This is a genomic window from Desulfobacca acetoxidans DSM 11109 (assembly GCF_000195295.1).
GTDB lineage: Bacteria > Desulfobacterota > Desulfobaccia > Desulfobaccales > Desulfobaccaceae > Desulfobacca > Desulfobacca acetoxidans.
The window spans coordinates 2,842,077-2,866,015 of sequence record NC_015388.1; the positions used below are offsets into that span (position 1 = coordinate 2,842,077).

Annotated in this window: 26 protein-coding genes; 13 read left to right on the plus strand and 13 right to left on the minus strand. The window is 53.7% G+C overall.

From position 1 onward, the window contains the following. Positions 1–46 precede the first annotated feature (46 nt). From DESAC_RS12765 to mutM, 4 genes are all read left to right on the plus strand, one after another. Positions 47–670 carry an indolepyruvate oxidoreductase subunit beta gene (locus DESAC_RS12765; RefSeq protein ID WP_013707490.1) on the plus strand — a complete coding sequence of 208 codons (624 nt, stop codon included), beginning with the start codon at positions 47–49 and terminating at the stop codon, positions 668–670. A 203-nt stretch (positions 671–873) separates the two neighbouring features. After that, on the plus strand, positions 874–1,488 hold the full coding sequence (gene rdgC, locus DESAC_RS12770; protein WP_013707491.1) for a recombination-associated protein RdgC: 615 nt from the start codon (positions 874–876) through the stop codon (positions 1,486–1,488). Positions 1,489–1,511: 23 nt separating this feature from the next. Continuing rightward, positions 1,512–2,039, plus strand: a complete 528-nt coding sequence (locus tag DESAC_RS12775) for a hypothetical protein (protein WP_013707492.1) — start codon at positions 1,512–1,514, stop codon at positions 2,037–2,039. An 86-nt stretch (positions 2,040–2,125) separates the two neighbouring features. Continuing rightward, entirely contained in the window at positions 2,126–2,950 is an 825-nt protein-coding gene (gene mutM, locus DESAC_RS12780) for a bifunctional DNA-formamidopyrimidine glycosylase/DNA-(apurinic or apyrimidinic site) lyase (RefSeq protein WP_013707493.1), read from the plus strand. Positions 2,951–3,056: 106 nt separating this feature from the next. On the opposite strand, the gene DESAC_RS12785 is transcribed toward mutM, so the two are convergent. Further along, the gene (locus tag DESAC_RS12785; RefSeq protein WP_013707494.1) at positions 3,057–4,346 is read right to left on the minus strand and encodes a phosphoribosylaminoimidazolecarboxamide formyltransferase; all 1,290 of its coding nucleotides are present in this window, start codon (positions 4,344–4,346) and stop codon (positions 3,057–3,059) included. 374 nt (positions 4,347–4,720) lie between these two features. Between DESAC_RS12785 and DESAC_RS12790 the strand changes: the two genes are divergently transcribed. Continuing rightward, positions 4,721–5,413, plus strand: a complete 693-nt coding sequence (locus DESAC_RS12790; RefSeq protein WP_013707495.1) for a hypothetical protein — start codon at positions 4,721–4,723, stop codon at positions 5,411–5,413. Between the two features lie 216 nt (positions 5,414–5,629). Here DESAC_RS12790 and dnaB read toward each other — a convergent pair whose 3' ends face one another. Next, entirely contained in the window at positions 5,630–7,015 is a 1,386-nt protein-coding gene (dnaB, locus tag DESAC_RS12795; protein WP_013707496.1) for a replicative DNA helicase, read from the minus strand. Positions 7,016–7,279: 264 nt separating this feature from the next. On the opposite strand from dnaB, the gene DESAC_RS12800 reads away from it, so the two are divergent. Together DESAC_RS12800 and DESAC_RS12805 are read left to right on the plus strand one after the other, a co-directional pair. Next, the gene (locus DESAC_RS12800) at positions 7,280–8,212 is read left to right on the plus strand and encodes a carbohydrate kinase family protein (RefSeq protein ID WP_013707497.1); all 933 of its coding nucleotides are present in this window, start codon (positions 7,280–7,282) and stop codon (positions 8,210–8,212) included. A 135-nt stretch (positions 8,213–8,347) separates the two neighbouring features. Then, positions 8,348–8,692: a hypothetical protein gene (locus DESAC_RS12805; protein WP_013707498.1), complete on the plus strand. Its 345-nt coding sequence runs from the start codon at positions 8,348–8,350 to the stop codon at positions 8,690–8,692. Here the strand turns inward: DESAC_RS12805 and DESAC_RS12810 are convergent. The 9 genes from DESAC_RS12810 to DESAC_RS12850 form a co-directional block, all read right to left on the minus strand. Then, positions 8,689–10,146, minus strand: a complete 1,458-nt coding sequence (locus DESAC_RS12810; protein ID WP_013707499.1) for an anthranilate synthase component I family protein — start codon at positions 10,144–10,146, stop codon at positions 8,689–8,691. The genes DESAC_RS12805 and DESAC_RS12810 overlap by 4 nt on opposite strands. A gap of 4 nt (positions 10,147–10,150) precedes the next feature. Beyond that, positions 10,151–10,810 (minus strand): anthranilate synthase component II, encoded by a 660-nt coding sequence (locus DESAC_RS12815; RefSeq protein WP_148231245.1) that lies wholly within the window; start codon positions 10,808–10,810, stop codon positions 10,151–10,153. A 102-nt stretch (positions 10,811–10,912) separates the two neighbouring features. Then, a complete protein-coding gene (locus DESAC_RS12820) occupies positions 10,913–11,782 on the minus strand; it encodes a PHP domain-containing protein (protein WP_013707501.1) in 870 nt (289 codons plus the stop codon). Positions 11,783–11,956: 174 nt separating this feature from the next. Next, positions 11,957–12,361: a cytidine deaminase gene (cdd, locus tag DESAC_RS12825; RefSeq protein ID WP_013707502.1), complete on the minus strand. Its 405-nt coding sequence runs from the start codon at positions 12,359–12,361 to the stop codon at positions 11,957–11,959. Between the two features lie 144 nt (positions 12,362–12,505). Continuing rightward, the gene (thiE, locus tag DESAC_RS12830; RefSeq protein ID WP_013707503.1) at positions 12,506–13,108 is read right to left on the minus strand and encodes a thiamine phosphate synthase; all 603 of its coding nucleotides are present in this window, start codon (positions 13,106–13,108) and stop codon (positions 12,506–12,508) included. Then, positions 13,105–13,908, minus strand: a complete 804-nt coding sequence (gene thiM / locus DESAC_RS12835; RefSeq protein ID WP_013707504.1) for a hydroxyethylthiazole kinase — start codon at positions 13,906–13,908, stop codon at positions 13,105–13,107. Before thiM ends, thiE begins: the two co-directional genes overlap by 4 nt. Then, positions 13,905–15,605 carry a glutamine--tRNA ligase/YqeY domain fusion protein gene (locus tag DESAC_RS12840; protein ID WP_013707505.1) on the minus strand — a complete coding sequence of 567 codons (1,701 nt, stop codon included), beginning with the start codon at positions 15,603–15,605 and terminating at the stop codon, positions 13,905–13,907. The genes thiM and DESAC_RS12840 overlap by 4 nt, the downstream gene beginning before the upstream one ends. Positions 15,606–15,809: 204 nt before the next feature. After that, positions 15,810–16,172, minus strand: coding sequence for a HepT-like ribonuclease domain-containing protein (locus DESAC_RS12845; protein ID WP_013707506.1), 363 nt, complete (start codon positions 16,170–16,172; stop codon positions 15,810–15,812). Beyond that, positions 16,162–16,467 carry a nucleotidyltransferase family protein gene (locus DESAC_RS12850; RefSeq protein WP_013707507.1) on the minus strand — a complete coding sequence of 102 codons (306 nt, stop codon included), beginning with the start codon at positions 16,465–16,467 and terminating at the stop codon, positions 16,162–16,164. The genes DESAC_RS12845 and DESAC_RS12850 overlap by 11 nt, the downstream gene beginning before the upstream one ends. A gap of 135 nt (positions 16,468–16,602) precedes the next feature. Here DESAC_RS12850 and polX point away from each other — a divergent pair, with 135 nt between their 5' ends. The 6 genes from polX (at position 16,603) to DESAC_RS12880 (ending at position 23,208) form a co-directional block, all read left to right on the plus strand. After that, on the plus strand, positions 16,603–18,336 hold the full coding sequence (gene polX, locus DESAC_RS12855) for a DNA polymerase/3'-5' exonuclease PolX (protein ID WP_013707508.1): 1,734 nt from the start codon (positions 16,603–16,605) through the stop codon (positions 18,334–18,336). Positions 18,337–18,385: 49 nt separating this feature from the next. Then, positions 18,386–18,736: a hypothetical protein gene (locus DESAC_RS12860; RefSeq protein WP_013707509.1), complete on the plus strand. Its 351-nt coding sequence runs from the start codon at positions 18,386–18,388 to the stop codon at positions 18,734–18,736. Positions 18,737–19,067: 331 nt separating this feature from the next. Continuing rightward, positions 19,068–20,930, plus strand: coding sequence for a hybrid sensor histidine kinase/response regulator (locus DESAC_RS15440; RefSeq protein ID WP_013707510.1), 1,863 nt, complete (start codon positions 19,068–19,070; stop codon positions 20,928–20,930). A 13-nt stretch (positions 20,931–20,943) separates the two neighbouring features. Beyond that, positions 20,944–21,960: a signal peptide peptidase SppA gene (gene sppA / locus DESAC_RS12870; protein ID WP_013707511.1), complete on the plus strand. Its 1,017-nt coding sequence runs from the start codon at positions 20,944–20,946 to the stop codon at positions 21,958–21,960. A gap of 333 nt (positions 21,961–22,293) precedes the next feature. Continuing rightward, positions 22,294–22,506 carry a flagellar biosynthesis anti-sigma factor FlgM gene (locus DESAC_RS17045; RefSeq protein WP_041283976.1) on the plus strand — a complete coding sequence of 71 codons (213 nt, stop codon included), beginning with the start codon at positions 22,294–22,296 and terminating at the stop codon, positions 22,504–22,506. A gap of 354 nt (positions 22,507–22,860) precedes the next feature. After that, positions 22,861–23,208 carry a hypothetical protein gene (locus DESAC_RS12880; protein ID WP_013707512.1) on the plus strand — a complete coding sequence of 116 codons (348 nt, stop codon included), beginning with the start codon at positions 22,861–22,863 and terminating at the stop codon, positions 23,206–23,208. An 85-nt stretch (positions 23,209–23,293) separates the two neighbouring features. On the opposite strand, the gene DESAC_RS12885 is transcribed toward DESAC_RS12880, so the two are convergent. Together DESAC_RS12885 and tatA are read right to left on the minus strand one after the other, a co-directional pair. Next, positions 23,294–23,608, minus strand: a complete 315-nt coding sequence (locus DESAC_RS12885) for a twin-arginine translocase TatA/TatE family subunit (RefSeq protein WP_013707513.1) — start codon at positions 23,606–23,608, stop codon at positions 23,294–23,296. Between the two features lie 10 nt (positions 23,609–23,618). Then, positions 23,619–23,918 (minus strand): twin-arginine translocase TatA/TatE family subunit, encoded by a 300-nt coding sequence (gene tatA / locus DESAC_RS16880; protein WP_013707514.1) that lies wholly within the window; start codon positions 23,916–23,918, stop codon positions 23,619–23,621. Between the last annotated feature and the right edge of the window lie 21 nt (positions 23,919–23,939).

The following is a 23,939-nucleotide window of genomic DNA, read 5'->3' on the forward strand; positions in this document are numbered from 1 at the left end:
ACCACAGCAAATTTTCAGCCACAAGAAACACCGGATAGAGAGCATCATGCCTAATGACATAAAACTTCGCATCTTTTGCACCGGCGTCGGGGGCCAGGGTACGCTGCTGGCCACCCGCCTTCTGGGCGAAGCCGCCATGGCCGCCGGCTTTATGGCGCAGGTATCCGAAACTCATGGGATGGCCCAACGCGGCGGCGTTGTGGAATCCACCCTCGTCCTGGGCGCCCTTTCCAGCCCTATCATTTCACTGGGTGAAGCTGACATCCTGATCGGTTTTGAAGTCCTGGAGACCTTCCGGTCCCTCAATCGCTGCCATGCCAATACCCTGGTAGTAACCAATATCGGCGTCAATGTGCCTTATACCGTAGCCACTGGCCAAACAACCTACCCGCCCGTAGCAGAGATGCTGAATATCCTGCAAGATTCGGTAGGCCGCCTTATCGGCCTGAACGCCAATGACCTGGCCCTCCAGGCTGGCAGCGCCCTGGCGGTGAACATGGTGCTTTTGGGCGCCCTGCTGAGCACCGGCCGGCTCCCGTTCGAACCTGAAATTCTGGTCAAGGTGGTCCAAACTCACACCCCCAGCAAGCATCTCACGACCAACCTGCAGGCCTTCAACCTGGGCCGGGAGGCCGCCATGACCCTAACGGCGGCACCAATCCATAAGTAAATGTTATTCTCCAAAAAGTATCCGCCAGCCACGTCAATCATTTGCTGATAGCACAGCGCGGCCCCAGGACCGCAACCAAAATAAAAAATCAAATTGTAGAAAGACTTCCTGATACCTAGCGTCTCCCTGTTGCACTCGTGAAAAGGGCTTGCACCGCTGAGTGAGATCAGTTAGAAATTACCAGCTACGCTGAGGAGAGAGTTATGGGATTATTTTCCAAGTCCCTGAGCTGCACCCGCTATTTTGTGCGCGGGGAATTGCCGGAGGACTTTTTATCGTGGGCGGACGAGCGACTACAACACTTCGCCTTTCGGGAGATCGATGACACCAACGATGAAAAATCCTGGGGTTGGGTGGAATTTGACAATCTGTTGCAGCCCGAATTTACCGGTGGCCAGGCCCATAAAGGGGAATACCTGGCCTTCTCGCTGCGCCTCGACGCCCGGAAAGTGCCGGCCGCCCTGTTTCGCAAGCATTTTCTAATAGCTGAACTCACCGTGCGTGAGCAGCAGAAGTTCCGCCGACTCAGCCGTCAACAGAAGCTCGAACTGAAAAAATCGGTTATGCAGGATCTGCTCCGCCGGCAGATGCCGCAACCGACCATATTCGATGTTGTCTGGCATCCGGACCGGCAGCGTTTATGGCTCTTTGCCACCAGCCCCAAAGTGCGCGAGACCTTTGAATCCCTGTTCCGCGAAACCTTTGAGTTGGATATCTATCTCCTCTTTCCCTATACCCTGGCCCAGGACCTCCTCAAATCCGAGGCCGCACTCAACCGGCTGGAAATGGTGGAACCGGTGGTATTCACGAGGGATTAGGAAAGAGGAAAAAAGGACAAGTAATGCGCGATTTAGTGGAACTGCTGTTCGCCTACCGCTTTTTGGGTCGGGAATTTCTCACCTGGCTTTGGTTCAGAAGTGAAGCAGAAACTGACGGTTTAATGCGACTACCCGAGACAGAGCCGGTAAGCCTGGCCGTGGGCGACAAGATGATGTTGGAGACCAGCGATGGGGAATATCGGGAAACCCTCGTACTTCAGGGCAGCCGCTCCGAACATCAGGAAGCCCGACTCGGTCTCAGGCAGGGTAAACTGCCGGAGGAGATGCACCTGAAGCTAACTCGCGGCCGGGATGAATGGCAGCTTACCCTCAAGGCCACTACCTTGGAGATCAAAGGCTTAAAGAGCCAGAATACCTCTGTCCAGGGTGATGATGAGGACCAGGAGGCCTTCTTTTTCGATCAGATGTACCAGGTAGAGGAAGTCTCCCACATTATGGACGGTCTGTTTCAAGAATTCCTCCAGGTACGGCTCTCCCCGGCCTGGGAGCAGGAAGAAATGCCCCGTATCCAGGATTGGCTGGAGACCTGAAGGAGGCGCCGCGCCAGGGGCGGCGAAAAAGCAGGGGGGCACCAGGGATGAGGACTCAAAAAAATAAAGGTTCAGGAGATTAATCTGTGCCTGAACTTCCGGAAGTGGAGGTTATACGCCGCGGGTTGGCAAAGAAACTGGTAGGCGATAAGATCATTGCCGTTGATTTGGGTAGGCAGCGACTGCGGCGACAGGCCCTCGATAGCGAACTGGCCTCATTGGTGGGGCACACGTTCAGCCGGTTGACCCGGCGGGGCAAATATCTCCTGCTGCACCTGGATCAGGGGCAGACGCTGCTGGTACATCTAGCCATGACCGGACGCCTGCTCCTGCAAACGAACTCCTGCCCGCTGCCGCCCCACGTCCACCTCACCTTACACTGCCAGACCGGTCATAAACTGCTGTACCAGGACATGCGCCGCTTCGGCCAGATACTCCTCTATCCTCCCGGCAAAAGGCCGCCAGCTCTGGAGCAGGTAGGATGGGAGCCCTTTTCCCGGGGCTTAACCCCCGAGTGGCTGCGCCAAAAGACGGTGCGACTAACCAGGCCGGTGAAAAATTTCCTGCTTGACGGCCGCTTCATCGCCGGCATCGGCAATATCTACGCCTCTGAGACACTCTTTGAGGCCAGGGTGCACCCTCAGACCCCGGTGGGCCGGATCGACCTCAAGACTTGGGAAACTTTGTTGCGCGCCATCCGACGTATCCTGCGCCGGGCCATCAAGGCCGGCGGCACCACCATCGTCAACTATGTGGACTGCGACGGGCAATCAGGCCTGTTTGGCGTGCAGCTCAAGGTCTATGGCCGGGCTGGCAGCCCTTGCCCAGTCTGCCAGACCCCCATTACCCGCCTGGTCATGGCCGGGCGCAGCACCTTCTTCTGCCCCACCTGCCAGCCGATCAACCTTTAAGATCGTTTCCGGTTTCCGGAAAAAAATAATAAGGCTGCAGATGCTTTGCTACTCTGTTATACCCTCCAATCCCCGACCACTAACCACTAACCACTGACCACTGACCCTAATGCTTAAAGGCCCGCTGGCCGGTGAACACCATGGCCGCCGGGGGCTGCGCCTCATTGCAGGCCTGAATGGACTCGAAGTCCCGCAGGGAGCCGCCGGCGTGGGCAATGGCCTGAATGCCCTGCCGGAGGGCGACGTCGACCCCGTCCCGGAAGGGGAAGAAGGCGTCGGAGATCATCGCGGCGCCGATGAGGCCGCCTTTGGCCGTCTTGGTCTCGGCGTCGATCTCATCCTTTAAGGCCTTGGCGGCCTTGCCCTGTTCGATCTCTAATTCCAGGTCCTTATAGGCCTTGCCCAACTTTTTGAAACAGAGGGCATCGGCGTACTTGATATAGGCCTTGTAGATGGCAATTTCGGCCACGCCCACCCGGTCCTGTTCACCGGTGCCGATACCCACGGTGCAGCCATCCTTGACATAGAGAACGGAGTTGGACGTCACACCCTGCTCCACCTGCCAGCCGAAGAGCAAATCCTCTAGTTCTGCTGCGTTAGCCGGTCGGGTACGGTACTCCACTCCCTGATGGGTGGCCACCGCCGGTTTGAAGTCACTGACCTTTAAAATGGCATTGAGCGGCGACTGCTGCACTACCAGACCGCCGTCGTTGAGGCTCTTGAACTCGACAAACCGGCGTTGGCATAAATCGGCCAGGCGGTCGAAGTGGGGAATCTGGATGATGCGCAGGTCTTTTTTCACTTTCAGGATGTCCACCACCCCGGCCTCATAATCGGGCGCCGCAATCACCTCGAGATAGTTTTGCACCACCAGCTCCGCCGTGGTCCTGTCCATAGCCCGGTTGAAGACGGCGCAGCCCCCGAAGGCGGCGATGCGGTCGGCCATGTTGGCCCGGTCGTAGGCCTGGGCCAGGGTATCGCCGTAGGCGACGCCACAGGGATTGTTGTGTTTGACAATGACGACGCATGGTTTTTTCAGCAGAAACTTGATAATATTCAGGGAGTTGTCGATATCCGTGAGGTTGGTCTTGCCGGGGTGTTTGCCGGCCTGGAGCATAGCCGCTTCGTCGATGGCGCTCACCATACCGTAGCCGGGCTCCAAAAAACGGCATCCCCCCAACTCCAGATGACCTTTCACCAATTCGTAGAGGGCCGCCTCCTGCCCCGGATTTTCGCCGTAGCGCAGACCCTTTTCGATGACCTCCCCGGTCTTGTCATCCGACAGCTTCCAGGTCCGCTTGCGGTATTTCAGCTTCTGGTCGCCGAACTCAATGGTAATCTTTTCTGGAAAATGGTCGTCCATTACAGTTCGGTACATCTTCTTAATATCGTTCATTGCTCTCTCCCTGATCTGGAAATAATGACATCTAGGCCTGGGCGTAGATTGTATAAGAAGATGGCGTTTCTGACAATGAGCTTTCTCCTGCAGGACTGAGTGATTTTCATCCTGGTAGGTCTGGGATTGACCAGCTCATGGTCAATTTCCGGTATGGCACGTTAATTATTTAAAACATAATATACTTAATTATATTAATGACATAAAAGCTTCTCTCAACGTTATTGTTTCATTTAGTGAACATTCTGTAATTTACCATCAGAGGATATATAAAAATAATGCATATATTCAAATAGATACATACCTAGAAAAATGGCACAATATTTGCTCTTTAATCATATAGGGATATTCTTAAGAAAGGAGGCCATAGATTGGTGAAAAGATTGAACAACAGATATGTGATGCTCCTTGCTTTACTCGTCATCTGGTTGGGTTTTACGTCCCCGCCGGCGAACGCTGTTGAGGTTTATTTTAACGATTTTGAGGGGACAGCGCCGTGGGCGGAGTGGTCAGCCGGCGGGAAGGCCACCACCCCCAGCGGCCGTCACTTTTTGGGAACCCATGCCACTTATGGCTTTGGCAACGAAACCACCATCCTCACCCTCACCGGCCTGCCCAATCATACCCAGGCCACGGTCTCTTTTGATCTGTATATTATTCAATCCTGGGACGGCCAAAACGCTTCTTATGGGACGGACTTTTGGTCTTTTCAGCCTCAAGGTGGTTCAGAATTCAAGACAACGTTCGGCATAGCAAATGGACCGCAGTCGTATCCCGATCCCTATCCCGCTGACCATCCTGCGAGAACCGGTGAGAAAGAACATAATGCTCTCGGTTACGGATTTTATGGAGATTCTGTTTATCAACTAAGTTTTACCTTCGCACACAGCGGCGATCTGGCGGTGAGTTTCTGGGCCGCCGGACTACAGGGAATTACGGACGAGTCTTGGGGATTGGACAATGTGAAAGTTGAGGTAAATGCGGCGGCGGTTCCGATTCCTGCCAGCCTGTTCCTCTTCGGTTCCGGGTTGTTGCGCCTGATCGGCATCAGGCGGAAAGGGCAGTAACAGCGCTAAACCTTATAACCTCTACACGTTATTGATGTCTCTTAAGGGGAGAGTCCCAGACTCTCCCCTCAATTTTTCGGGGCCGGTCGGTAGCCAACTAATTGTCAATAAGTATAAATGGCTCACAAACCATGAAAAACGTTTACTGGCAGTACAGGTTTGCAGCCTGTACCGGAATAATTTGCCATATAACTGGAGGTCTAGGCTACTACAGGATTAGAACTCCGGCGGGACTTCTTCCGAAAAGTCATCGAACCGAGTGAATTGATTAGCGAAGTGTAGTTTAAAAACGCCGGTAGGGCCGTTGCGTTGCTTGCCGATGATAATCTCTGCAATCCCCTTGTCGGGAGAATCTTTCCGATAGACCTCATCCCGATAAATAAAGAGTATCACGTCGGCGTCCTGTTCGATAGCGCCCGACTCGCGCAAATCCGCCAGTTGCGGCCGTTTATTCGGTCGTTCTTCTACCCGCCGGTTCAATTGCGAGAGGGCGACGATGGGAATGTTCAGGTCTTTAGCCAATGACTTGAGAGAGCGGGATATTTCCGAAATCTCCTGTTCCCGGCTGCTGCTGTCTCTCCGGCCGCGCATGAGCTGCAGATAGTCGATCAAGACAAGGCCCAGCTCTTTCTCGCGCATCAAGCGCCGGCATTTGGCCCGGACCTCGAGAACGGTCACAGCCGGGGTGTCATCGATATAAATGGGACAATCCATAAGTTTGCCCGCAGCCTCCTGCAGATGAGTCCATTGATCTCGGGTGAGAAAGGCGGCCTGTCGGAGTAGAGAGGCGTCTATGCGGCCGATAGCGCTCAGCAGGCGGCGGACTAACTGCTCTTTAGACATTTCCAGAGAAAAAATAGCCACCGGCGTGTGGGACGTGTGGGCCACATTATAGGCGATATTAAGGGCCAGGGCGGTCTTCCCCATGCTCGGGCGGGCGGCCAAAATAATCAAATCGGATTTTTGCAGCCCGGCGGTGAAACGGTCCAGATCCTGGAAATGGGTGGCCACGCCCGAGGTGATTTCCTTCCGATCGTACAACTTCTCCAATAGGGAGATTTCGTTATCCACCAGTTTATTAAGGTCAAAAAAACCTTGCCGCATTCGAGCCTCAGCAATGGCAAAGATGCGGTTTTCGGCCTCATCTAAAAAAGTATCAACGTCGTCGATCTGCTCATAGCACTCGACGGCAATGCCATTACTGCAGTCAATGAGCTGGCGCAAGATGGATTTTTCCAGGACAATTTTGCTGTAGTATTCGATATTGACCGCGGTTCCGACATTGTCGCTGAGAGAAGCCAGAAATCCGGGTCCCCCAACTGCATCCAGGAGCTGTCGATCGTGCAGCAGGGCCGTAACGGATACCAGGTCAACCGGTTCTCGGCGCTGATAAAGGTTCAGCATAATCTCAAAAATTTTTTGGTGGGTCTCGTGATAAAAATCATTGGGCGATAAGCTGTCGACAATCAGATCCAATGCTCCCGGTTTCAACAGGATGCCGCCCAGAACCGACTGCTCTGCCTCTAGATTGGCCGGAGGCACCCGCCCCTCCGGAAGAGCAGGTTTTTTGCCTTGAGAAGACGCGGGAGTAAACCGGGTCATTGTCTTACCTTATAGATTATAAAGTATTATTAGCAGGTTAAATGGACGTGAAACTGCTGCCGAGGAAAATTACACATCCATATATTCACCTGTCTGGAATAAAAATTCAACTAAAAAACCAGAACCTTTGACAAAAGGTCAACGTTCGAACTCGAAGTATTTCGCAGATAATTCTTTAAACAAAAAATCGGTTGCTCCGGTAGGTGGCTTGCGATACAATTCCCGGAAACATCGTCTTTTTGTGGTTTCAGAAGGAGCCCCGGTATGGAAATCTTTATTTCCGGGTCATTGGCATATGATCGGATCATGGATTTTCCCGGCAAATTCGCCGACCATATATTGCCTGACAAGATTCACATCTTGAACGTTTGTTTTATGGTAAACGGTTTAACAGAAAAATTCGGCGGCACGGCTGGGAATATCGCTTATAGTCTGGCGTTGTTGGAGGAACGACCTCTCGTACTGGCCTCTGCCGGCAAAGATTTTGGCAGCTATGAAGAATGGCTAAAGAAGCACAACCTGCCGCTCATCGGCATCAGAATTATTCCTGAGGAATTTACCGCCAGCGCCTATATCACCACCGACCAGTCCGACAATCAAATCACCGGTTTTAACCCCGGCGCCATGAAATACCGCTCCCTGTTCCAATTCGACGGCATCGATCCTGGTAAAGCAATCGCCATCATCGCCCCAGGAAATCTCGAAGACATGCTCGGATATAGCCAGATTTACCGCGAGAAACAGATCCCTTATATCTTTGATCCGGGTCAATCCATCCCGGCCTGGCAGGAAGACCGCCTCGTGGAAATGCTGACCGGCTCCAACCTGACAATCATCAATGACTATGAGTTGGAGATGATTATCAACAAGACCGGTCTGAGTAAAACCGAGTTGTTACAACGCACCGGCGCTCTCATCACCACCCTCGGAGAACAAGGATCAGTCATTCTGTCCGGTAAAGAAGAGGTGCGGATACCGGCGGTACCGGCATCTCAGGCGCTTGACCCTACCGGTGCCGGGGACGGCTATCGGGCCGGATTGATCAAGGGTCTGGTTATGGGGTTTGGCCTGCAAACCGCCGCCCAGATCGGGGCTGTCTGCGCTACCTATGCGGTGGAATGCCACGGTACCCAGGAGCACTATTTTACCCCGGAAGAGTTCTGGGAGCGCTACCGCACCCAATTCGGGGAAATTTAACGGCGCGTTCGGTCTGTCCTGCAACCAACCGGGGGGGTAGTCATTTAATAGTAATATTACCCGAAATGGGGCACCATACCTCCGGCTAGCAACTCTTTTTTGTAGCGCCCCTGCGGCAGAGAAGACCAAGGGATCATGAAGGCCATCATTGAAAATCTGCATACCCTGCCCCCCACCCGCCTGTTGCATCGCCTACAAGAGCTCTTCCAACAATGGGGTATATATAAACAGAGGCTTATCGTTAACCACGAAGGAGAAAATTACCTCATCGCTTGCGATGAAGAGGCCTTCGTGGTCTACCGCCTGCTGCCGGCACACGGCAAATCCCCCGGCGCCCCTGGCTGGCCGGTCTGCCTTCTGACAGCCAACACCATGGCCGACGAATGCAGCCCACCCCATGACGGCGAAGATCATTTTGCCAGCCGCCTGAGTTTGGCTGATTGGCTGGTTATTATCGAAGAGTTTTACGGTAAAACTTAGCCCCTCTTTAATCTTGAGGTTGCTGCGGCCGCCTTCACCGAATCCTTGTCCATTCCCCCCTGACCGATAATCTTAAACAGAGTCATCCCCTTGTGCAAAGTCTCCTCATATTCCGCCTCCTCCTCAGAGTCGTAGACAATACCGCCGCCGACGGCAAAATGCACCTGATCCTGGTAGCGGATGGCCGTTCGGATGGCGATGCTGAGATCAAGATTGCGGTGCAGTCCCAGGTAGCCGATAGACCCGCAATACACGTGCCGCACTACCGGCTCCAGCTCATCAATGATCTCCATGGCCCGAATCTTGGGACAGCCGGTGATAGAACCGCCCGGGAAGGTGGCCCGGAGAATGTCCACGTGGCTGCAGTCCGGACGCAACCCCCCGGTGACGATTGATACCAGGTGATAGACGTTCTCATAAGCCTCCAGACGTTTGTGTTCCTTCACCCCGATAGTTCCCCCGCAGCAGACCCGGCCCAGATCATTGCGCAGCAGGTCCACAATCATAGATAATTCGGCATCTTCCTTTAGACTGGCCTCCAGCTCGCGCCGGAAGATGGCATCCTCCGACGGTGTTGCCCCTCGAGGTCTGGTCCCTTTAATGGGCCGGGTCTCTAAATATTCCCCCTGCCGGTGAAGAAAACGCTCCATGGAGGTGGAGAGAATCTGAAAGCCGCCGCAGTTGAGGTAGGCATAAAACGGTGCCGGATTGCGGTGGAAGAGTTGCAGGAGCAAGGTGTAAAAATCACCCTGAAAGGGAAAAGAAAAACGCTGCGAGAGATTCACCTGGTAGATATGCCCCTGCCGGATATACTCCCGCGTCCGGGCGACCGCCTGGAGATAACGCTCCCGATCGAACGTGCTCCTTAAGCGCCCCACCGCATATGAAGCCAGTCCGTGATCCGACTGCGCCAGGAGGTCCGCCAACTCCGGCTGATCCCGGCCACCTCCTGCCCGGCCACCGGGAGGTTCGTGCACCACCTGTATCTGCCAACAACGTCCTGCCCAACGGTCCTGCACTACCAATCGCCGGGGGAAGGCCCAGATCATATCCGGCAGGCCTAAATCATCCACTGCATCCTGGGGCAGCCGTTCCAGATGATTCTTCAGTTCATAGGCCAAGAACCCCACCCCCCCGGCGCTAAAGGGCGGTATCGGCGGCTCGCCCGGCAGCTCTAAACTGGCCAGGACCTCCGCCAACACGGTAAACGGATCGGCCTCCCGGCTCTGCACCCCGGCCGCCGCCTGCACCGTTACCTGCCTTCCTTTGGCCTGCATGACCAGGTAAGGATCCCATCCCATAATAGAATAGCGGGAACAATCCAGAGAGCCCCCGGAGAGCAGCAGCATGGCATAGGGCGTCCGCCGCAGACCCCAAAAAAGGTTCTCCAGACCGCCAGGACCGGCCGGCAGGCTTAGAGGTCGGATAATCAGATCAACAACCCGCCCTACCATGATATCAAAACTGTCCTGCCACGGCAGGCAAGGAAAAAGCAGCCGAGGTGGTTCGTTTAAGTCCGGAAAGCCTCCCTACCGGCGCCTTGACCGCGAACCCCGGCGCCAGCCGCAGGAAATTAGCGGCCAGCTCCCGGCCGTACTCGGTAAGAAAAGACTCCGGGTGGAACTGCACCCCATGGAGAGGATAACTCCAGTGGCTCAGTCCCATAATCACCCCATCAGCGCTGTAAGCCGTGACCATGAGCTCCTTGGAAGCCGGGCGGACCATAAGGGAGTGATATCGGGCAGCCCAGAACGGGCAGGGCAGCCCTTTAAACAATCCGATCCCTTGGTGGAAAATCTGATGTCGTTTGCCGTGCACCGGCACCGGGGCCGGCTCGGTAACGCCCCCAAAGACTTCATTAATCGCCTGCATCCCTAAACAGACGCCCAGGATGGGAAGAGTTTTATAAAAGTGAGCGATAACCGCCTTGCTAAGGCCAGCGTCCTGCGGCGCTTTGGGACCCGGAGAGATACAGAGCCAATCAGGCCGAAGGGCCTCAAGTTGGTTCAGGCTGACCTGGTCATGCCGGAAGACCATGACCTCAAGCTCGAATTCAAAAAATAGCTGCACTAGGTTATAGGTAAAAGAATCATAGTTATCGATAATCACCAGCCGCATGATCACCCCCAGAAAAGCAAAAGGCCACCCACTGAGTCTGGGTGGCCTGCGCCTGAACATAACTCACTTATATTCTATTTAATCATCTCAAAAAGTCAATTTTTAAATCTTGCGGCCTAATTTTGCCTTCAGTTTCTCCACCAGTTTATAGGTCATAAAGCGCTGCTGTCTAACCTGCCCTAATTCAATGCCCGGTTTATTAGCCCCGTGGAAATCCGAACCTCCGGTGCAGAGCAACCCCCATTCTTCCGCCAACCGGATAAAGGTTTCCTGCATGTCGGCTGAGTGTTCCGGGTAATAAACCTCCAGGCCAACCAGTCCCCAATCCCGCAACTGGCCCAGTATCATTTTAAAATGTTGGATTGAAGTGTACTGGAGAGTGAAAGGATGAGCTAGAGACGCCACTCCCCCGGAGTCGTTGATCAAGCCGATGGCTTCCTGCGGTGGAAAACGGAATTTTCTCACGTAGGCCGGACCGCTATTACCGATATACCGTTCAAAAGCCTCGTGCAGGTCGGCCACATAACCCTTATTGAGCAGGACCCGGGCAATGTGGGGTCGACCCATCTGCCCGCTGCCACTGACTGCGGCCACCTCCTCTAACGTGATATCAATTCCCAACCGGCGTAATTTGGCAATAATCTGTGGATTACGCTCGGCTCGGGCCCGTTGCAGCACCTGAAGCCGCTCGGCCAATCTTCGGTTGCGAAAATCGATGAAATAGCCCAAGATGTGCATAGAGCCCGGTTCATGTTCGGCACTGATCTCGATACCCGGGATCACTTCCAGCCCAACTTCCTTACCGGCTGCCAGGGCCTCCTCCAGTCCGTCGACGGTGTCGTGATCGGTCAGGGCTATCGCCTGCAATCCTCGGGACTTGGCCTTGATCACCACTTCCCGCGGGGAAAATGACCCATCGGAAGCGGTTGAGTGCACGTGCAGATCAACATATACTGTAGATTTATCTTTCATTAAGCGTCTCAGTTACCAATGTCGGCTACCGTGGTCAGATGTCAGTAATGGGTAATTAGCAGAGATTATTGTAACACCTTACTGGTCTGAGAGGAACATCAATCTTAGTAAAAGGTGCAGATTAGAGTGGGGCAGGCGGGATACGCGCCTCATTTCTGAGGGACTTCCAATCACTTAGGGTTGCCGAAATTCAAAGGGGTAAGGGAGCAACTGCTCCATGGTCGCCACCTGATAGTCCCCCTTCGTATTCGCCATAATAACCTGGCAGGCGGGGGCAAATTCCGCCAAAACCTGGCGGCAGAGGCCGCAGGGAGGAATCGGCTGTGGCGTGTCGGCAATTACCACCAGGGCTGTTAGCTGCCGCTGACCGGCGGCTACTGCAGCAAAAATCGCCACCCGCTCAGCACACATGGAGGCGCCGAATGAGGCGTTTTCGACGTTGCAGCCGGTAAAAACCTGTCCGTCGCCTGTCAGCACCGCCGCCCCCACGCGAAAATCCCCGGAATAGGGGGCGTAGGCCGCCTCCCTTGCCTGCCGGGCGGCAGCCATTAACGTATGGATGAGAGGTTTATCCAACATGGCATGTGCACAACCTGTAAGTCACCCCAAACCATAAAAATCACTTACCAATGGCACAGGCTTTCCAGCCTGTGCAGAAGGTATTTTCCGACCAGCAACTGAAAACTAAGAGCTTTATTTCTACGCACCGTATTCCTTCGTTGGTCAACCGAAAAGCCTCTGAAAACCGCTAATGGCCGCCTGCACATCGGGCCGGGTGACGACCGCCGAAATAGCGCAGATACCGTCGGCACCGGCTGCGATCACCGCCGGGGCGTTGTCCTGGTTGATGCCGCCAATAGCGATTAGGGGCAGGTTTACCCGGCGGCGGACTTCCCGCAGCAGACGCAGCCCGGCCGGCGCCCCGGCATCAGGTTTTGTATGGGTGGCAAAGATAGGGGCAACACCTAAATAATCGGCTCCCTGACGGGCTGCTTCCAAAGCCTGTTCCATGGTGTTGACCGTGATACCGATAATCTTTCCTGCTCCCAGCCAGCGGCGGGCCTCGCGGCAGGAAAGATCTTTTTGGCCTAAATGGACGCCGTCGGCCCCTACCGCCAACGCCACTTCTACCCGATCATTGATGAGAAAGAACGCCCCTTGACATAACCGCCGCAGCAGCCTGGCCTCGGCAATCAAGGCAGCATCATCAGCCCATTTGTCACGGTATTGCACCACCCTGACGCCAGCGGCCAGGGCACTCTGGACATCGCTAACATTACCGGCTCGGCTCAGTCTGGCGTCAGTGATAAAGTAGTAGCCCTTCATTCCGCCAGCTTCATCCTCTCCTGCAGAGTCGTTTCATCCAGATAAAAGAGGGCGTCAAGCAGTTTCTCTTTAAAGCTAACCGGTCCTAACGCTGTTTGAGCGGCGACTTCCGCCGCCACGCCAAAACAGGTCAGGGCGACTGCCGCCGCGACGGTCAGGTCAGGCTCCACCGCCGCAAAGGCGCCGATCACCGAGGCCGCCATACAACCGCCGCCTACCACGTGTGCCATGATGGGGTGGCCATTTCGAACGAGATAAAGCCTGGCGGAATCGGCCACGATGTCCTCCGCCCCGGTGACCACCACCACCGACTGCCGTTCACGAGCCAGGGCTTGCGCCGTCTGGCGCAGGTCGAGAGCCACTGCGGCGGCATCCACGCCCCTGGTGCGCACCTGGGCGCCGCTCAGGCGGGCGATCTCCGAAGCGTTGCCTTTCACAATATCAATACGGACCTCGTCAAACAGTCGCAGACAGGCTTCATCCCGCATGGCAGTGGACCCAGCGCCGCAGGCATCCAAAACTACCGGAATGCCTTGGGCATTGGCCGCTCGCACCGCCAGAAGCATGGCCTCAACCAACTCCCGCGTCAGGGTGCCGATATTGAGCACCAGGGAAGACGCCAAGCCGGTCATTTCCGCTGCCTCCTCTCGGGCATGGGCCATCACCGGCGAGCCGCCGAGAACCTTCACTACCTGGGCGCAGTCGTAGATAGTCACCCAATTGGTGATATGGTGTACCACCGGCTGGGTCTCACGCAGGCGCTGAAGCGCACCTGCGAGGTTGGGTACGGAACCCGTCATGGTGCTTTTACCTTCTTTTCTGATTCCTGGAGCTTGGCCCAGGCATCCCTTAGGGTTACCGTGCGGTTGAATATTAAATTGCCCTTGGTGGCATCCGGGTCAACGCAGAAATACCCTTGCCGCTCAAATTGGTAGTGGCTGCCTGGCGCGGCATTGGCCAGAGTCGGCTCCACCCAGCAAGGGCGGATGGTCTCGAGGGAGTTGGGGTTGAGGAACTGTTTAAAGTCTCCCTCCTCCGCAGCCGGATGGGGAACGCTGAACAACCGGTCATAGAGGCGCACCTCTACCGGCAGGGCGTGGGCCGCCGATACCCAGTGCAGGGTGGCCTTGACCCGCCGCCCATCCGGGGCGTCACCACCCCGGGTTTCCGGATCATAGGTGCAGCGCAGTTCCACTACCTCGCCCGTGGCCGGATCTTTTACCATACCAATACATTTCAGGAAGAAGGCATAGCGCAGTCGCACCTCCCGCCCCGGGGAGAGCCGGAAAAACTTCTTGGGCGGTTCCTCCAGAAAATCCTCCCGTTCAATGTACAACTCACGCGAGAAGGGAACCTTCCGGGTTCCGGCGGCCGGGTCTTCCGGGTTATTGATAGCCTCCAGCTCTTCCACCTGACCCTCCGGATAGTTTTCGATCACCACCTTCAGGGGATGCAACACTGCCATGACCCGGGGGACCCAGCGGTTGAGCTCTTCACGGACACAATACTCCAAGAGCGCCAGATCCACCAGGTTTTCCCGTTTACCCACGCCGATGCGTTCGCAAAAGGTACGGATGGCGGCGGGCGGGTAGCCTCGGCGGCGCAGCCCGGCCAAGGTCGGCATCCGCGGATCGTCCCACCCATTGACCAGCCCTTCCTGCACCAACTGGATGAGCCGGCGTTTGCTGAGCACCGTATGGCTTAAGTTCAGGCGGGCGAATTCTAGCTGTTGCGGGTGATGAATCCCCAACTGCTCCAGATACCAGTCATAGAGTGCCCGATGGTCCTCATATTCCATGGTGCAGATGGAGTGGGTGATACCTTCGATGGAATCGCATTGGCCGTGAGCCCAATCATACATAGGGTAGATGCACCAGGAATCGCCGGTGCGGTGATGCGGATCATGCTTAATGCGGTACATCACCGGATCTCTCAGGTTGATATTGGGAGCAGCCATATCAATCTTGGCCCTGAGGGTGAGGGCGCCGTCGGGGAATTCCCCGGCCCGCATCCGGGCGAAGAGGTCCAGGTTTTCCGAAACCGGGCGGTTGCGATAAGGGCTCTCCTTTCCCGGCGCCGTCAGGGTACCGCGAAATTCCCGCATCTCCTCGGGACTCAAGGCACAAACAAAGGCCTTGCCAGCCTTGATCAATTGCACGGCCCAGTCATAGAGCTGTTCAAAATAATCAGAGGCGTAGTAGAGACGGTCATCCCAATCAAACCCCAGCCAGTGCACGTCCGCCTGGATGGATTCGACATACTCCACTTCCTCTCGGCTCGGGTTGGTATCGTCAAAGCGGAAGTTGCAATAACCGCCAAAATCCGCCGCCAAACCGAAGTTCAGACAGATGGACTTGGCATGACCGATGTGGAGATAACCGTTGGGTTCGGGCGGGAAACGGGTGACCACCCGGCCGCCAAACTTGCCGGTGCGCAGATCCTCCTCCATGATATAGCGGATGAAATTGGGCAGCGGGGTGGCATGATGATTCTCCATTCATATTCTCCTTGAAAAATCATTTGCGTCATCTGAGGAACTATAGTTTAAAGCTTCCGGTTTCAGATTAAAATCAAAGATAATATTCTCAAGAGGTATTTTTGGGCAGACACGGATATCATTATCTCTTCTCAAAACTTGAAGCTCATACTCTTCTTTCTAATTCGAGGGAAAAATGAACCCTTAGGGAGAAGATATTCAAGTTCATACATCGATATCTGAGGGAATTGGAGGCATAAACTGCTCTAAGAGGGGCAATAATTCGGGCAATTGCCTAGTGATAATTTCGCAGATCTCCTCCTCGTTGATAATTTCATACTCATGGATAAGAACGTTCCGCAAAGCAATAATCTGTCGCCAAGGGATTTCCGGATGTTCTTGTTTAAAAGCCTTGGAAAGCTTGCGAGCTGTCTCTCCCAGAATCGCCAGATTGCGCTCAACAGCATCCTTGAGCAGGTCATTGTCTATAAAACTCGCGAAATTCTCATCTTTAATATAACCGATGATCTTTTCCCCAACCTGAACCATATCGAAAAGAAAAGCCGGGTCTCGAGCCTCAAGTGGCATAAATAACCTTTTCGGTTGCCAAAATATCATGTCTCCGAAAGGGGTTGCGGATATTTTTTTTCTCTACCAGGTCAATCTGGCGGCCAAAGATGTCTGCTAACTCATCCAGCATGGCCAATCGGTTGGCCAATGTCATATGGACTCCCGGTTCCAGAGTAATCAAGACGTCAACATCGCTCTCCGGTCTGAAATCTTCTCGGAGTACTGAACCGAAGAGAGACATCTCCTTAATCTGCCAACGTCGGCAAAAAGCCTCGATTTTCGCCTGAGGGATATGAATGTTTCTCAGTTTCATCACTTTAACGAAGAATATCTAGGGTAAATGCCTTTGGCATATTTACTTTCTTCCTTCCCTGAAGTCGATATCGCTTTGATAATTATAACATTGCACATAAAATAACATAAACGCCAACAGTAAGAAATCAATACCATGAAAAATCATGAAATTGCCAGAATCTTTCAGGTGATTGCGGAATATTTGGAAATGGAGGGGGTTCGCTTCAAACCCTATGCCTACCAGAAGGCCGCCCTCACGCTGGAGAACCTCAAGGACAGCGTCGAAGATATCTACAACCAGGGCGGTCTTAAGGGTCTGAAGGCCATCCCCGGAGTGGGGGAGAGCATTGCCCAAAAGATCGAGGAGTATTTAAACACCGGGAAGATCGAGTATTATGAAGAGTTCCGGCGGAAATTGCCCATCGATTTGGATGCGCTGATCGCCGTAGAGGGCATGGGTCCGAAAAAGGCCAAGATGCTCTTCGAGAAGCTGGGTATCACCAATCTCACCGAGTTAGAGGAGGCTGCCAGGTCTCATAAAATTGCCCCCTTAAAAGGATTCGGCGACAAGACGGAAGCCAACATCATAGAGGGCATCGAATTTGTCAAAAAAAGCACCGGCCGGTTTCTTTTGGGAGAAGTCCTGCCGCTGGCCGACCGGGTACTGGCAACCCTGCGAGCCCTGCCCGAGGTCCAGCGGGCCGATGTCGCCGGGTCCCTCAGGCGGATGAAAGAGACCATTGGCGACCTGGATTTCCTGGCGATTTCCTCCCAGCCGGAGAAGGTCATGGACTTCTTTGTCTCACAACCCGAAGTAGTCAAGGTCTATGGCCGCGGTCAGACCAAGTCCTCAGTCCGCCTGCGCCAGGGCGTAGACATGGACCTGAGGGTGATCCCGCCCGGGAGCTACGGCGCCGCTCTGCAATATTTTTCCGGCTCCAAAGAACACAACATCGCCCTTCGGCAGATCGCCATCGACAAGGATTACAAACTCAACGAATACGGACTGTTCGAAGGAGACCGCATGATAGCCGGGGCGACCGAAGAAGAGGTCTACGCTAAACTCGGTCTTCCTTGGATACCCCCAGAACTGCGGGAGGACCGGGGTGAGATTCAGGCTGCTCAGGCCGGGACCCTCCCAACCCTGATTCGCTTGGAGGATATCAGGGGTGACCTGCACGTCCACTCCGCTTGGGATGGCGGGGTCAACTCAATCGCAGAAATTGCCCAGGCAGCAATGGCTCTAGGCTATGAATATGTCGGCATCTCGGATCATACCCAGTTCCTGCGCATCGAACACGGGTTGGATGAAAAACAACTGCGCCAGCGGAACCGGGAGATCGACGCCTTAAACGAAAAGTTGCGCCGGGCAGGCAAACACTTCACGGTCCTGAAAGGTTGTGAAGCCAACATCATGAATGACGGGTCGATCGATATAACGGATGAAGTCCTGGCGGAGCTGGACTATGTTATCGCCGGTATTCACTCCACCTTTCGCATGCCCCGGGTCGAAATGATGGCGCGGCTGCGAACCGCGATGAACAACCCTCACGTAGATATCATTGCCCATCCCACCGGCCGGATTTTAAAGAAACGGGAAGAATACGAGGTAGCGGTGGGTGAATTGCTCAAGATCGCCAGAGAAACCGGAACAATTCTAGAAATTAACTCCTATCCGGAACGCTTGGACCTCGGGGACAGCAATATCCTGGCAGCCAAACGGACGGGGGTCAAAATGATCATCAATACCGACGCCCACCATATCGATCAACTCCGTTACCTGCCCTACGGCATTGCCCAGGCGCGGCGGGGATGGGCGGAGAAGGATGATATTGTCAATGCCTGGGGACTAAAGAAATTTTTGGAATTCATGAAACCTGGGCGCTAAAGCCTAAAACTGGCGTCTCAGAAATCAGTCGGGTGCCGGAGGATCAACCATGAGCCGCTACATGCAGATCACAGTCACCGTTCGTCCCTATTATCAACCGGATCTGGCGGCGGCGTTTCCAAGACTGGCCCGCCACCTGGGCTTTCTCAATCCGGATATAGCACAGGCCAACCCGTCGCTCTTCGACCTGGCGGGGCAGGTGGATAAGCTTCTCTATTCCTATGATGGCACTCCTTTGAGAGAGATTCTTCTCAGACACCATAAAACGATCCGCCAACTGCACCAGGATATCGAAGTGAATATTGCCGATTGGAATCTCGCCGCCGCTGACCGATTGCTCTACCGTCTGGAAGACATCTTCGACCGGCTGGAGTCTGAACTGGATTCGGTACCGCTGTAACACTTCGCTATTCCAAGAGGAATTTCTTTCTGGTGAAAGTTGTTTAGAGGGCGATGCCTGGAACCCTCCTTATTCAAGAACCGCTCCCTCAAAGAAAGACCTCAATGCCGCCGCATACATGAGGGACGCCTGCCGGTACAAAACTTAGTCCTGCCCGACATCGCAAATTTACCTAAGTAACTGAATAATGTAAAACTCTTTTGTGAGAAGTTGCACGATCTAATAGCCTGTATCTGTTGACATCGTTTTTTCAACCTGATACCATAATGACTATCTTTAGCCCTCCTGCAGTCAGAATCGCCGTCTACCTTAAATAGAGAAGATCAGTCCGATGGAAGCTCCCTGGCGAGAGGTTGTCGAAAAGACTCATCTAGGTGTCTGGATTCTCGATTCGCAAGATCGTACCCTTTATACGAATGACCGTCTGAAAGTCTTGTTGGGATATTCCGCTGCCGAGATGCTGGGCCGGTCATTGGCGGAATTTATCGATTCTTCTCAATGTATGCGCCTGTTATCTTCCCTGAAACAAAGCCAACCGGTACTCACCGACTTTTGTTTCCGCCGCCGGGACGGTAAAAATCTCTACCTGCTATTAGCGGCAAATCCTTTTTATGCTCGCGGCGGCGCCCTACATGGTACCCTGATCATGGTGGCGGATATTACTGAACGCAAACTGGTAGAGGAGCTACTCTGGCGCCAGGCCCATATTGTCGATCAGATTTATGAAGCCGTTATATCGGTTGACCTGGAGGGATTTATTACGAGTTGGAATAACGGCGCCGAACGTCTCTTTGGCTATGTCGCCCGCGACATTATGGGAAAACCTCTTTTGCTGCTTTATCCGACGACCGATCCGGAGGATCTGATCTCCTCTCAGATCATGAAGGTCTTGGAAATAAAAGGTCTGTATGAAGCAGAGTTGCGGCTACGACGCCTGTCTGGCGACCTCTTTTATGCCCACCTGTCTCTGTCGCCCTTGAAAGATCGCGAGGGAAGACTCATCGGGGTTATTGTTACGGCGCGCGATATCTCCGAGCGCAAGAACCTGGAGAATGAATTGATCCGTACCAGTAAACTGGAGTCCATCGGTGTCTTGGCTGGCGGTATTGCCCATGACTTTAACAACCTGCTTACTGCAATTCTTGGCAATATCGCTATGGCCTCACTCAATGCCGACACCAAACCATTCGTGTTGGAACGCCTAGCTGAAGCCGAAAAAGCCTGCCTGCGGGCTCAAAACCTCACCCGGCAGCTCCTGACCTTCTCCAAGGGCGAAAAGCCCCGGAAAAAACTGGCATCTATCGGCGACCTGTTGAAAACCTCGGCCAGTTTGATGTTGCGGAGTTCCAACGTCCGGCGTCAGGCCAACATTCCTGAAGCGCTCTGGTGGGCCGAAGTAGATGAAGAACAGATCCAACAGGCCGTCAATCACCTGCTGATTAATGCCGATCAGGCCATGCCGCAGGGTGGCGTTATATATATCTTCGCCGAAAACTTTAAGATTGGCGAGGCGTCCCGGCTGCCCCTCACACCCGGCACCTATATCAAGATAACCATCCGGGATCAGGGCGTGGGCATCCTGCCGGAGCATCTGGATAAAGTCTTCGATCCCTTTTTCACCACCAAAAGGCGGGGCTCCGGATTGGGCCTTTCCACGGTTTATACCATCATTAAAAACCATGACGGATATATTACCGTCGAATCGACTCCTAACGGCGGTGCCACCTTCACCGTCTATCTGCCCGCCAGCCAAAAAAAGGGACCGCTCCTCAAAGAAAAGAAATTGCCGTTGACATTCGGTCGGGGCAAAATCTTACTCATGGACGACGAAGAAATGATTTTAGAGGTCTCCAGTGCTATGTTAAGAAGATTGGGCTACGAGGTCACCGCCGCCCAGGATGGGGCCGAAGCCATTTGTCTCTATCAGGAGGCAATGGAGGCTGGCACTCCCTTTGACGCCGTTATTTTAGACCTCACCGTTCCTGGCGGCCTGGGGGCAAGAGAAACTATCGGCGATCTCAAGCAGATCAACCCAGAGGCCAAGGTGATTGTCTCCAGCGGTTTTTTTGACGACCCGGTAATAGACAATTTCTATGAGTCCGGTTTTGTCGGAATCATGCCCAAACCGTATAATATCACCCAACTCAGTGCCATGATGCACAAAATCTTCCAGAACCCTCGGCCGGTTTCCTAGCATCCGGTACCTCATGCCCCTTAGCGCTCTCCCGCTCCTGCTCTATCGGCAGGTTATAGTCTGCATCACCGTATCTGTTTTTTTCTGCTTTGCAGCCGCATGCCTGCCGGGTTGCGTCACGGTCAAAGTCTCGCTCTGGGAAGAGCCCGGCCCGCTGCAGGAAAAAGTCATCTCCGGCTACGGCCCGGATAAAATTCTTCTCCTGGATATCTCCGGATTGTTGCTGGAACAAGCACCGGCAACGTGGCTTGGCGTCGGCAAACAGGTCAGTCTGCCGGCCCGCCTCAAAGAAGAGTTACAAAAAGCCGCCGCCGACCGCCGTCTCAAAGCATTGGTAGTACGCCTTCATAGCCCCGGAGGAACTGTTGCTGCCGCGGATCTGATCTACCATGAGCTGCAGCAATTTAAACAGCAACACCGTCTGCCTCTGGTAGTCAGCGTCCTGGGATTAGCCGCCTCCGGGGGCTATTACCTGGCGCAGGCCGCCGATGTCATCGTAGCCCAACCCACCAGCCTTATCGGCTCCATCGGGGTCATCGCCCTCAAATTCAACCTCAAAGGACTTCTGAACCGATTCGGGGTGGAAACCGAACTGGTCAAAACCGGAAGATTAAAGGACCTCTGGTCTCCATTCCGGCCGGCCACCGCAGAAGAAGCCCGTATCATGCAAGCCCTTCTGGATGACTTTCACCGTCGCTTTGTCGCCGTCGTTGCCGCTGGCCGCAACTTTGATCCGGCTACCGCCCAGCGTCTGGGCGATGGCCGCCTTTTCACCGCCACTCAAGCTCTAGACCTCAACCTTGTCGACCAACTTGGTTATCTAGACGACGCTTTTAATCGTGCCAAAGAATTAGCCGGAATCGAAACAGCCCGGATCATCATGTACCATACTGCTGACAGCTATCGCGGCAACGTCTACGCCACTCCAATGCCTCAGCAGGGCTTAGGGGTACTTCCGGACCCCGTCTCTCCCACCCTAGCCCTGCCGCAGTTTTATTATCTCTGGTGGCCCCACCATCCGGCCCACTAGCGGCCCTCCTTTTATCTCAGATAAATCGCAAATTTCTCAAGGTTTCTTAAAAGAAGCCGATACTAGTAACAAACCTAGGGTTTCTCATATTTCTTATCAGGAAGAATTTCCCTATTCCTGTTCCTGGAAAAGATTGAGGCTCTTGAAAATATTAATTATTCTCCCTTGCCATTCTGAGTGTCACGAGGATTCCAAAGTTCTTTAGGGACTATGATCCTTCACCTTGTTTAAGATGGCCAAAACCGCTGTCTGGCAAGAGTCTCGGTTTTTAACTGTGTTTGGGGTTCCATACTATCCAGTTGTTTTTGACACGCCTCGATAGGAAGGGCAAAAATGAAAAGCCTGAATATTACGATTACTTCAACCCACCTCTCCTGCCAGGCCAATCTCCTGGGAAAAGCTTTCCATCGCCTACGCCAGGTTCCGGATATACGCCCCGAGAAGATTGGACCAATTGCCGCCGCAGTCCACAGCAACTCATATCCATTAGATTGTCGCAAAATTGCTGATCGCCTTATCGCTGGTCTTATTTTGGGTTGTTTTTAACTTCCTGACAATCTGGCGAATCCTTTCGAGATTGATAGGCTCGCAAAAGGATACGATTCAAGCTATCGCTGAGAAGATCACGCTGCCGTTAATTTGTATCACGTTAGTATTACAAAATTAACCGCATCGCCCATTGAGGTGGGAGGATCAGAGTGAGGGATGAAAATGACGCTTTACGGATTCATCAATAGTCCCAGACTTTCGGCCGCCAGTACCCGCCGGAAAGCAATAGATTCTATTTTTATTTCGTTAGCAACTTGCCAAGGTTGCTGAAAATTGTTAGTATGGCAACATAGCCGCGGGATTAAGCCCTTTCCGAACGGCTAAATTCGACCATGTTTCAAGGAGGTAAGCATGAAAAAGAGTCGGTTGATTGTAGTCATGGTGGGCGTCCTGGTACTGGGGGCGTTTGTTACCGGAGCTCTGGCCCAAGGGAAGCTGCTATGCATCTCCCCGTATAAATCCCACCGTGGCGAGTCCACCGTGGATCAGTGTCTTGCCAAGGGTGATGAATTTGCTATCGTCGATCAGTACGGGGTCGTCCATATTCTTAACAAAAGGGAGGTGGAATTAACAAAGGCCTTTAATCCGCAAATATTCCAACAAAAAGCCTTCAGCATAAAATATCAGGAACTGGCGCCAGAGGTTAAATTATTCGGCACCACGGTGAAGACCTCCCAGCCGAAGCCTAGCTCGCAGTAAAGATTAGTTTAATTACTAAGTTCAGAACCATCACATAGGTAGATTCAAGGAGCATCGCAGCACGGTGCTCCTTTTTTAATATCGGTCAGGCTGCAGAAACAGATTGATTGGTGGTCGGTTCCTTTAGCCGCTTCCCACACGCTGGGCAGAAAAGAAAATCACTGCCGATCCGATAGCGACAATTTGGGCAGAGATCCTCTCCATAATGGTCGGTTAATGCGGAGGGCGGTACCAGGTCGGCGGGATAATGCACCGATCGCTGCAGATTAGTGTAGGCGCGTCTCCATTTATGAACCATCTGCCCCATTTTTTGACCATATTCGGGGAGTTTTTCGGGGCCGAAAAGGATCAGGGCAAAAATCATAATGACTACCAATTCGGGGAAATCGATGCCAAACAACTCGCCCCTCCTAACCGTTGCCGGCCTCTTTCACTTTGTGGCCGCAATGGGGACAGAAAGCAAAATCCCCGCCTAGTTCTTTCTGACATTGGGGACAGAGCTTGACTGCAGTAACCGTCTGACTACCGGTCGCGGGAGAAGCCTTGGCCTCAGCCGAGGGCAGGGGCTCCGGTTCGGCTTCACTGGCTTTCTTAAATCCCCGTATAGCTTTGCCGATACTGTCGCCTAACTCCGGCAACCGCTTGGGACCGAATAACAACAAAGCAATCACTAAAATGATGATCAGGGTAGTGATGTTATAACCAAACATGGATTTCTCCAACCTTCTGCT

Coding starts and splice junctions, on each gene's coding strand:
- DESAC_RS12765 (WP_013707490.1), top strand. CDS start 47: ATGCCTAATGACATAAAACTTCGCATCTTTTGCACCGGCGTCGGGGGC.
- rdgC (WP_013707491.1), top strand. CDS start 874: ATGGGATTATTTTCCAAGTCCCTGAGCTGCACCCGCTATTTTGTGCGC.
- DESAC_RS12775 (WP_013707492.1), top strand. CDS start 1,512: ATGCGCGATTTAGTGGAACTGCTGTTCGCCTACCGCTTTTTGGGTCGG.
- DESAC_RS12785 (WP_013707494.1), bottom strand. CDS start 4,346: ATGAACGATATTAAGAAGATGTACCGAACTGTAATGGACGACCATTTT.
- dnaB (WP_013707496.1), bottom strand. CDS start 7,015: ATGACCCGGTTTACTCCCGCGTCTTCTCAAGGCAAAAAACCTGCTCTT.
- DESAC_RS12800 (WP_013707497.1), top strand. CDS start 7,280: ATGGAAATCTTTATTTCCGGGTCATTGGCATATGATCGGATCATGGAT.
- DESAC_RS12805 (WP_013707498.1), top strand. CDS start 8,348: ATGAAGGCCATCATTGAAAATCTGCATACCCTGCCCCCCACCCGCCTG.
- DESAC_RS12810 (WP_013707499.1), bottom strand. CDS start 10,146: ATGGTAGGGCGGGTTGTTGATCTGATTATCCGACCTCTAAGCCTGCCG.
- DESAC_RS12815 (WP_148231245.1), bottom strand. CDS start 10,810: ATGCGGCTGGTGATTATCGATAACTATGATTCTTTTACCTATAACCTA.
- DESAC_RS12820 (WP_013707501.1), bottom strand. CDS start 11,782: ATGAAAGATAAATCTACAGTATATGTTGATCTGCACGTGCACTCAACC.
- cdd (WP_013707502.1), bottom strand. CDS start 12,361: ATGTTGGATAAACCTCTCATCCATACGTTAATGGCTGCCGCCCGGCAG.
- thiE (WP_013707503.1), bottom strand. CDS start 13,108: ATGAAGGGCTACTACTTTATCACTGACGCCAGACTGAGCCGAGCCGGT.
- thiM (WP_013707504.1), bottom strand. CDS start 13,908: ATGACGGGTTCCGTACCCAACCTCGCAGGTGCGCTTCAGCGCCTGCGT.
- DESAC_RS12840 (WP_013707505.1), bottom strand. CDS start 15,605: ATGGAGAATCATCATGCCACCCCGCTGCCCAATTTCATCCGCTATATC.
- DESAC_RS12845 (WP_013707506.1), bottom strand. CDS start 16,172: ATGCCACTTGAGGCTCGAGACCCGGCTTTTCTTTTCGATATGGTTCAG.
- DESAC_RS12850 (WP_013707507.1), bottom strand. CDS start 16,467: ATGAAACTGAGAAACATTCATATCCCTCAGGCGAAAATCGAGGCTTTT.
- polX (WP_013707508.1), top strand. CDS start 16,603: ATGAAAAATCATGAAATTGCCAGAATCTTTCAGGTGATTGCGGAATAT.
- DESAC_RS12860 (WP_013707509.1), top strand. CDS start 18,386: ATGAGCCGCTACATGCAGATCACAGTCACCGTTCGTCCCTATTATCAA.
- DESAC_RS15440 (WP_013707510.1), top strand. CDS start 19,068: ATGGAAGCTCCCTGGCGAGAGGTTGTCGAAAAGACTCATCTAGGTGTC.
- sppA (WP_013707511.1), top strand. CDS start 20,944: ATGCCCCTTAGCGCTCTCCCGCTCCTGCTCTATCGGCAGGTTATAGTC.
- DESAC_RS17045 (WP_041283976.1), top strand. CDS start 22,294: ATGAAAAGCCTGAATATTACGATTACTTCAACCCACCTCTCCTGCCAG.
- DESAC_RS12880 (WP_013707512.1), top strand. CDS start 22,861: ATGAAAAAGAGTCGGTTGATTGTAGTCATGGTGGGCGTCCTGGTACTG.
- tatA (WP_013707514.1), bottom strand. CDS start 23,918: ATGTTTGGTTATAACATCACTACCCTGATCATCATTTTAGTGATTGCT.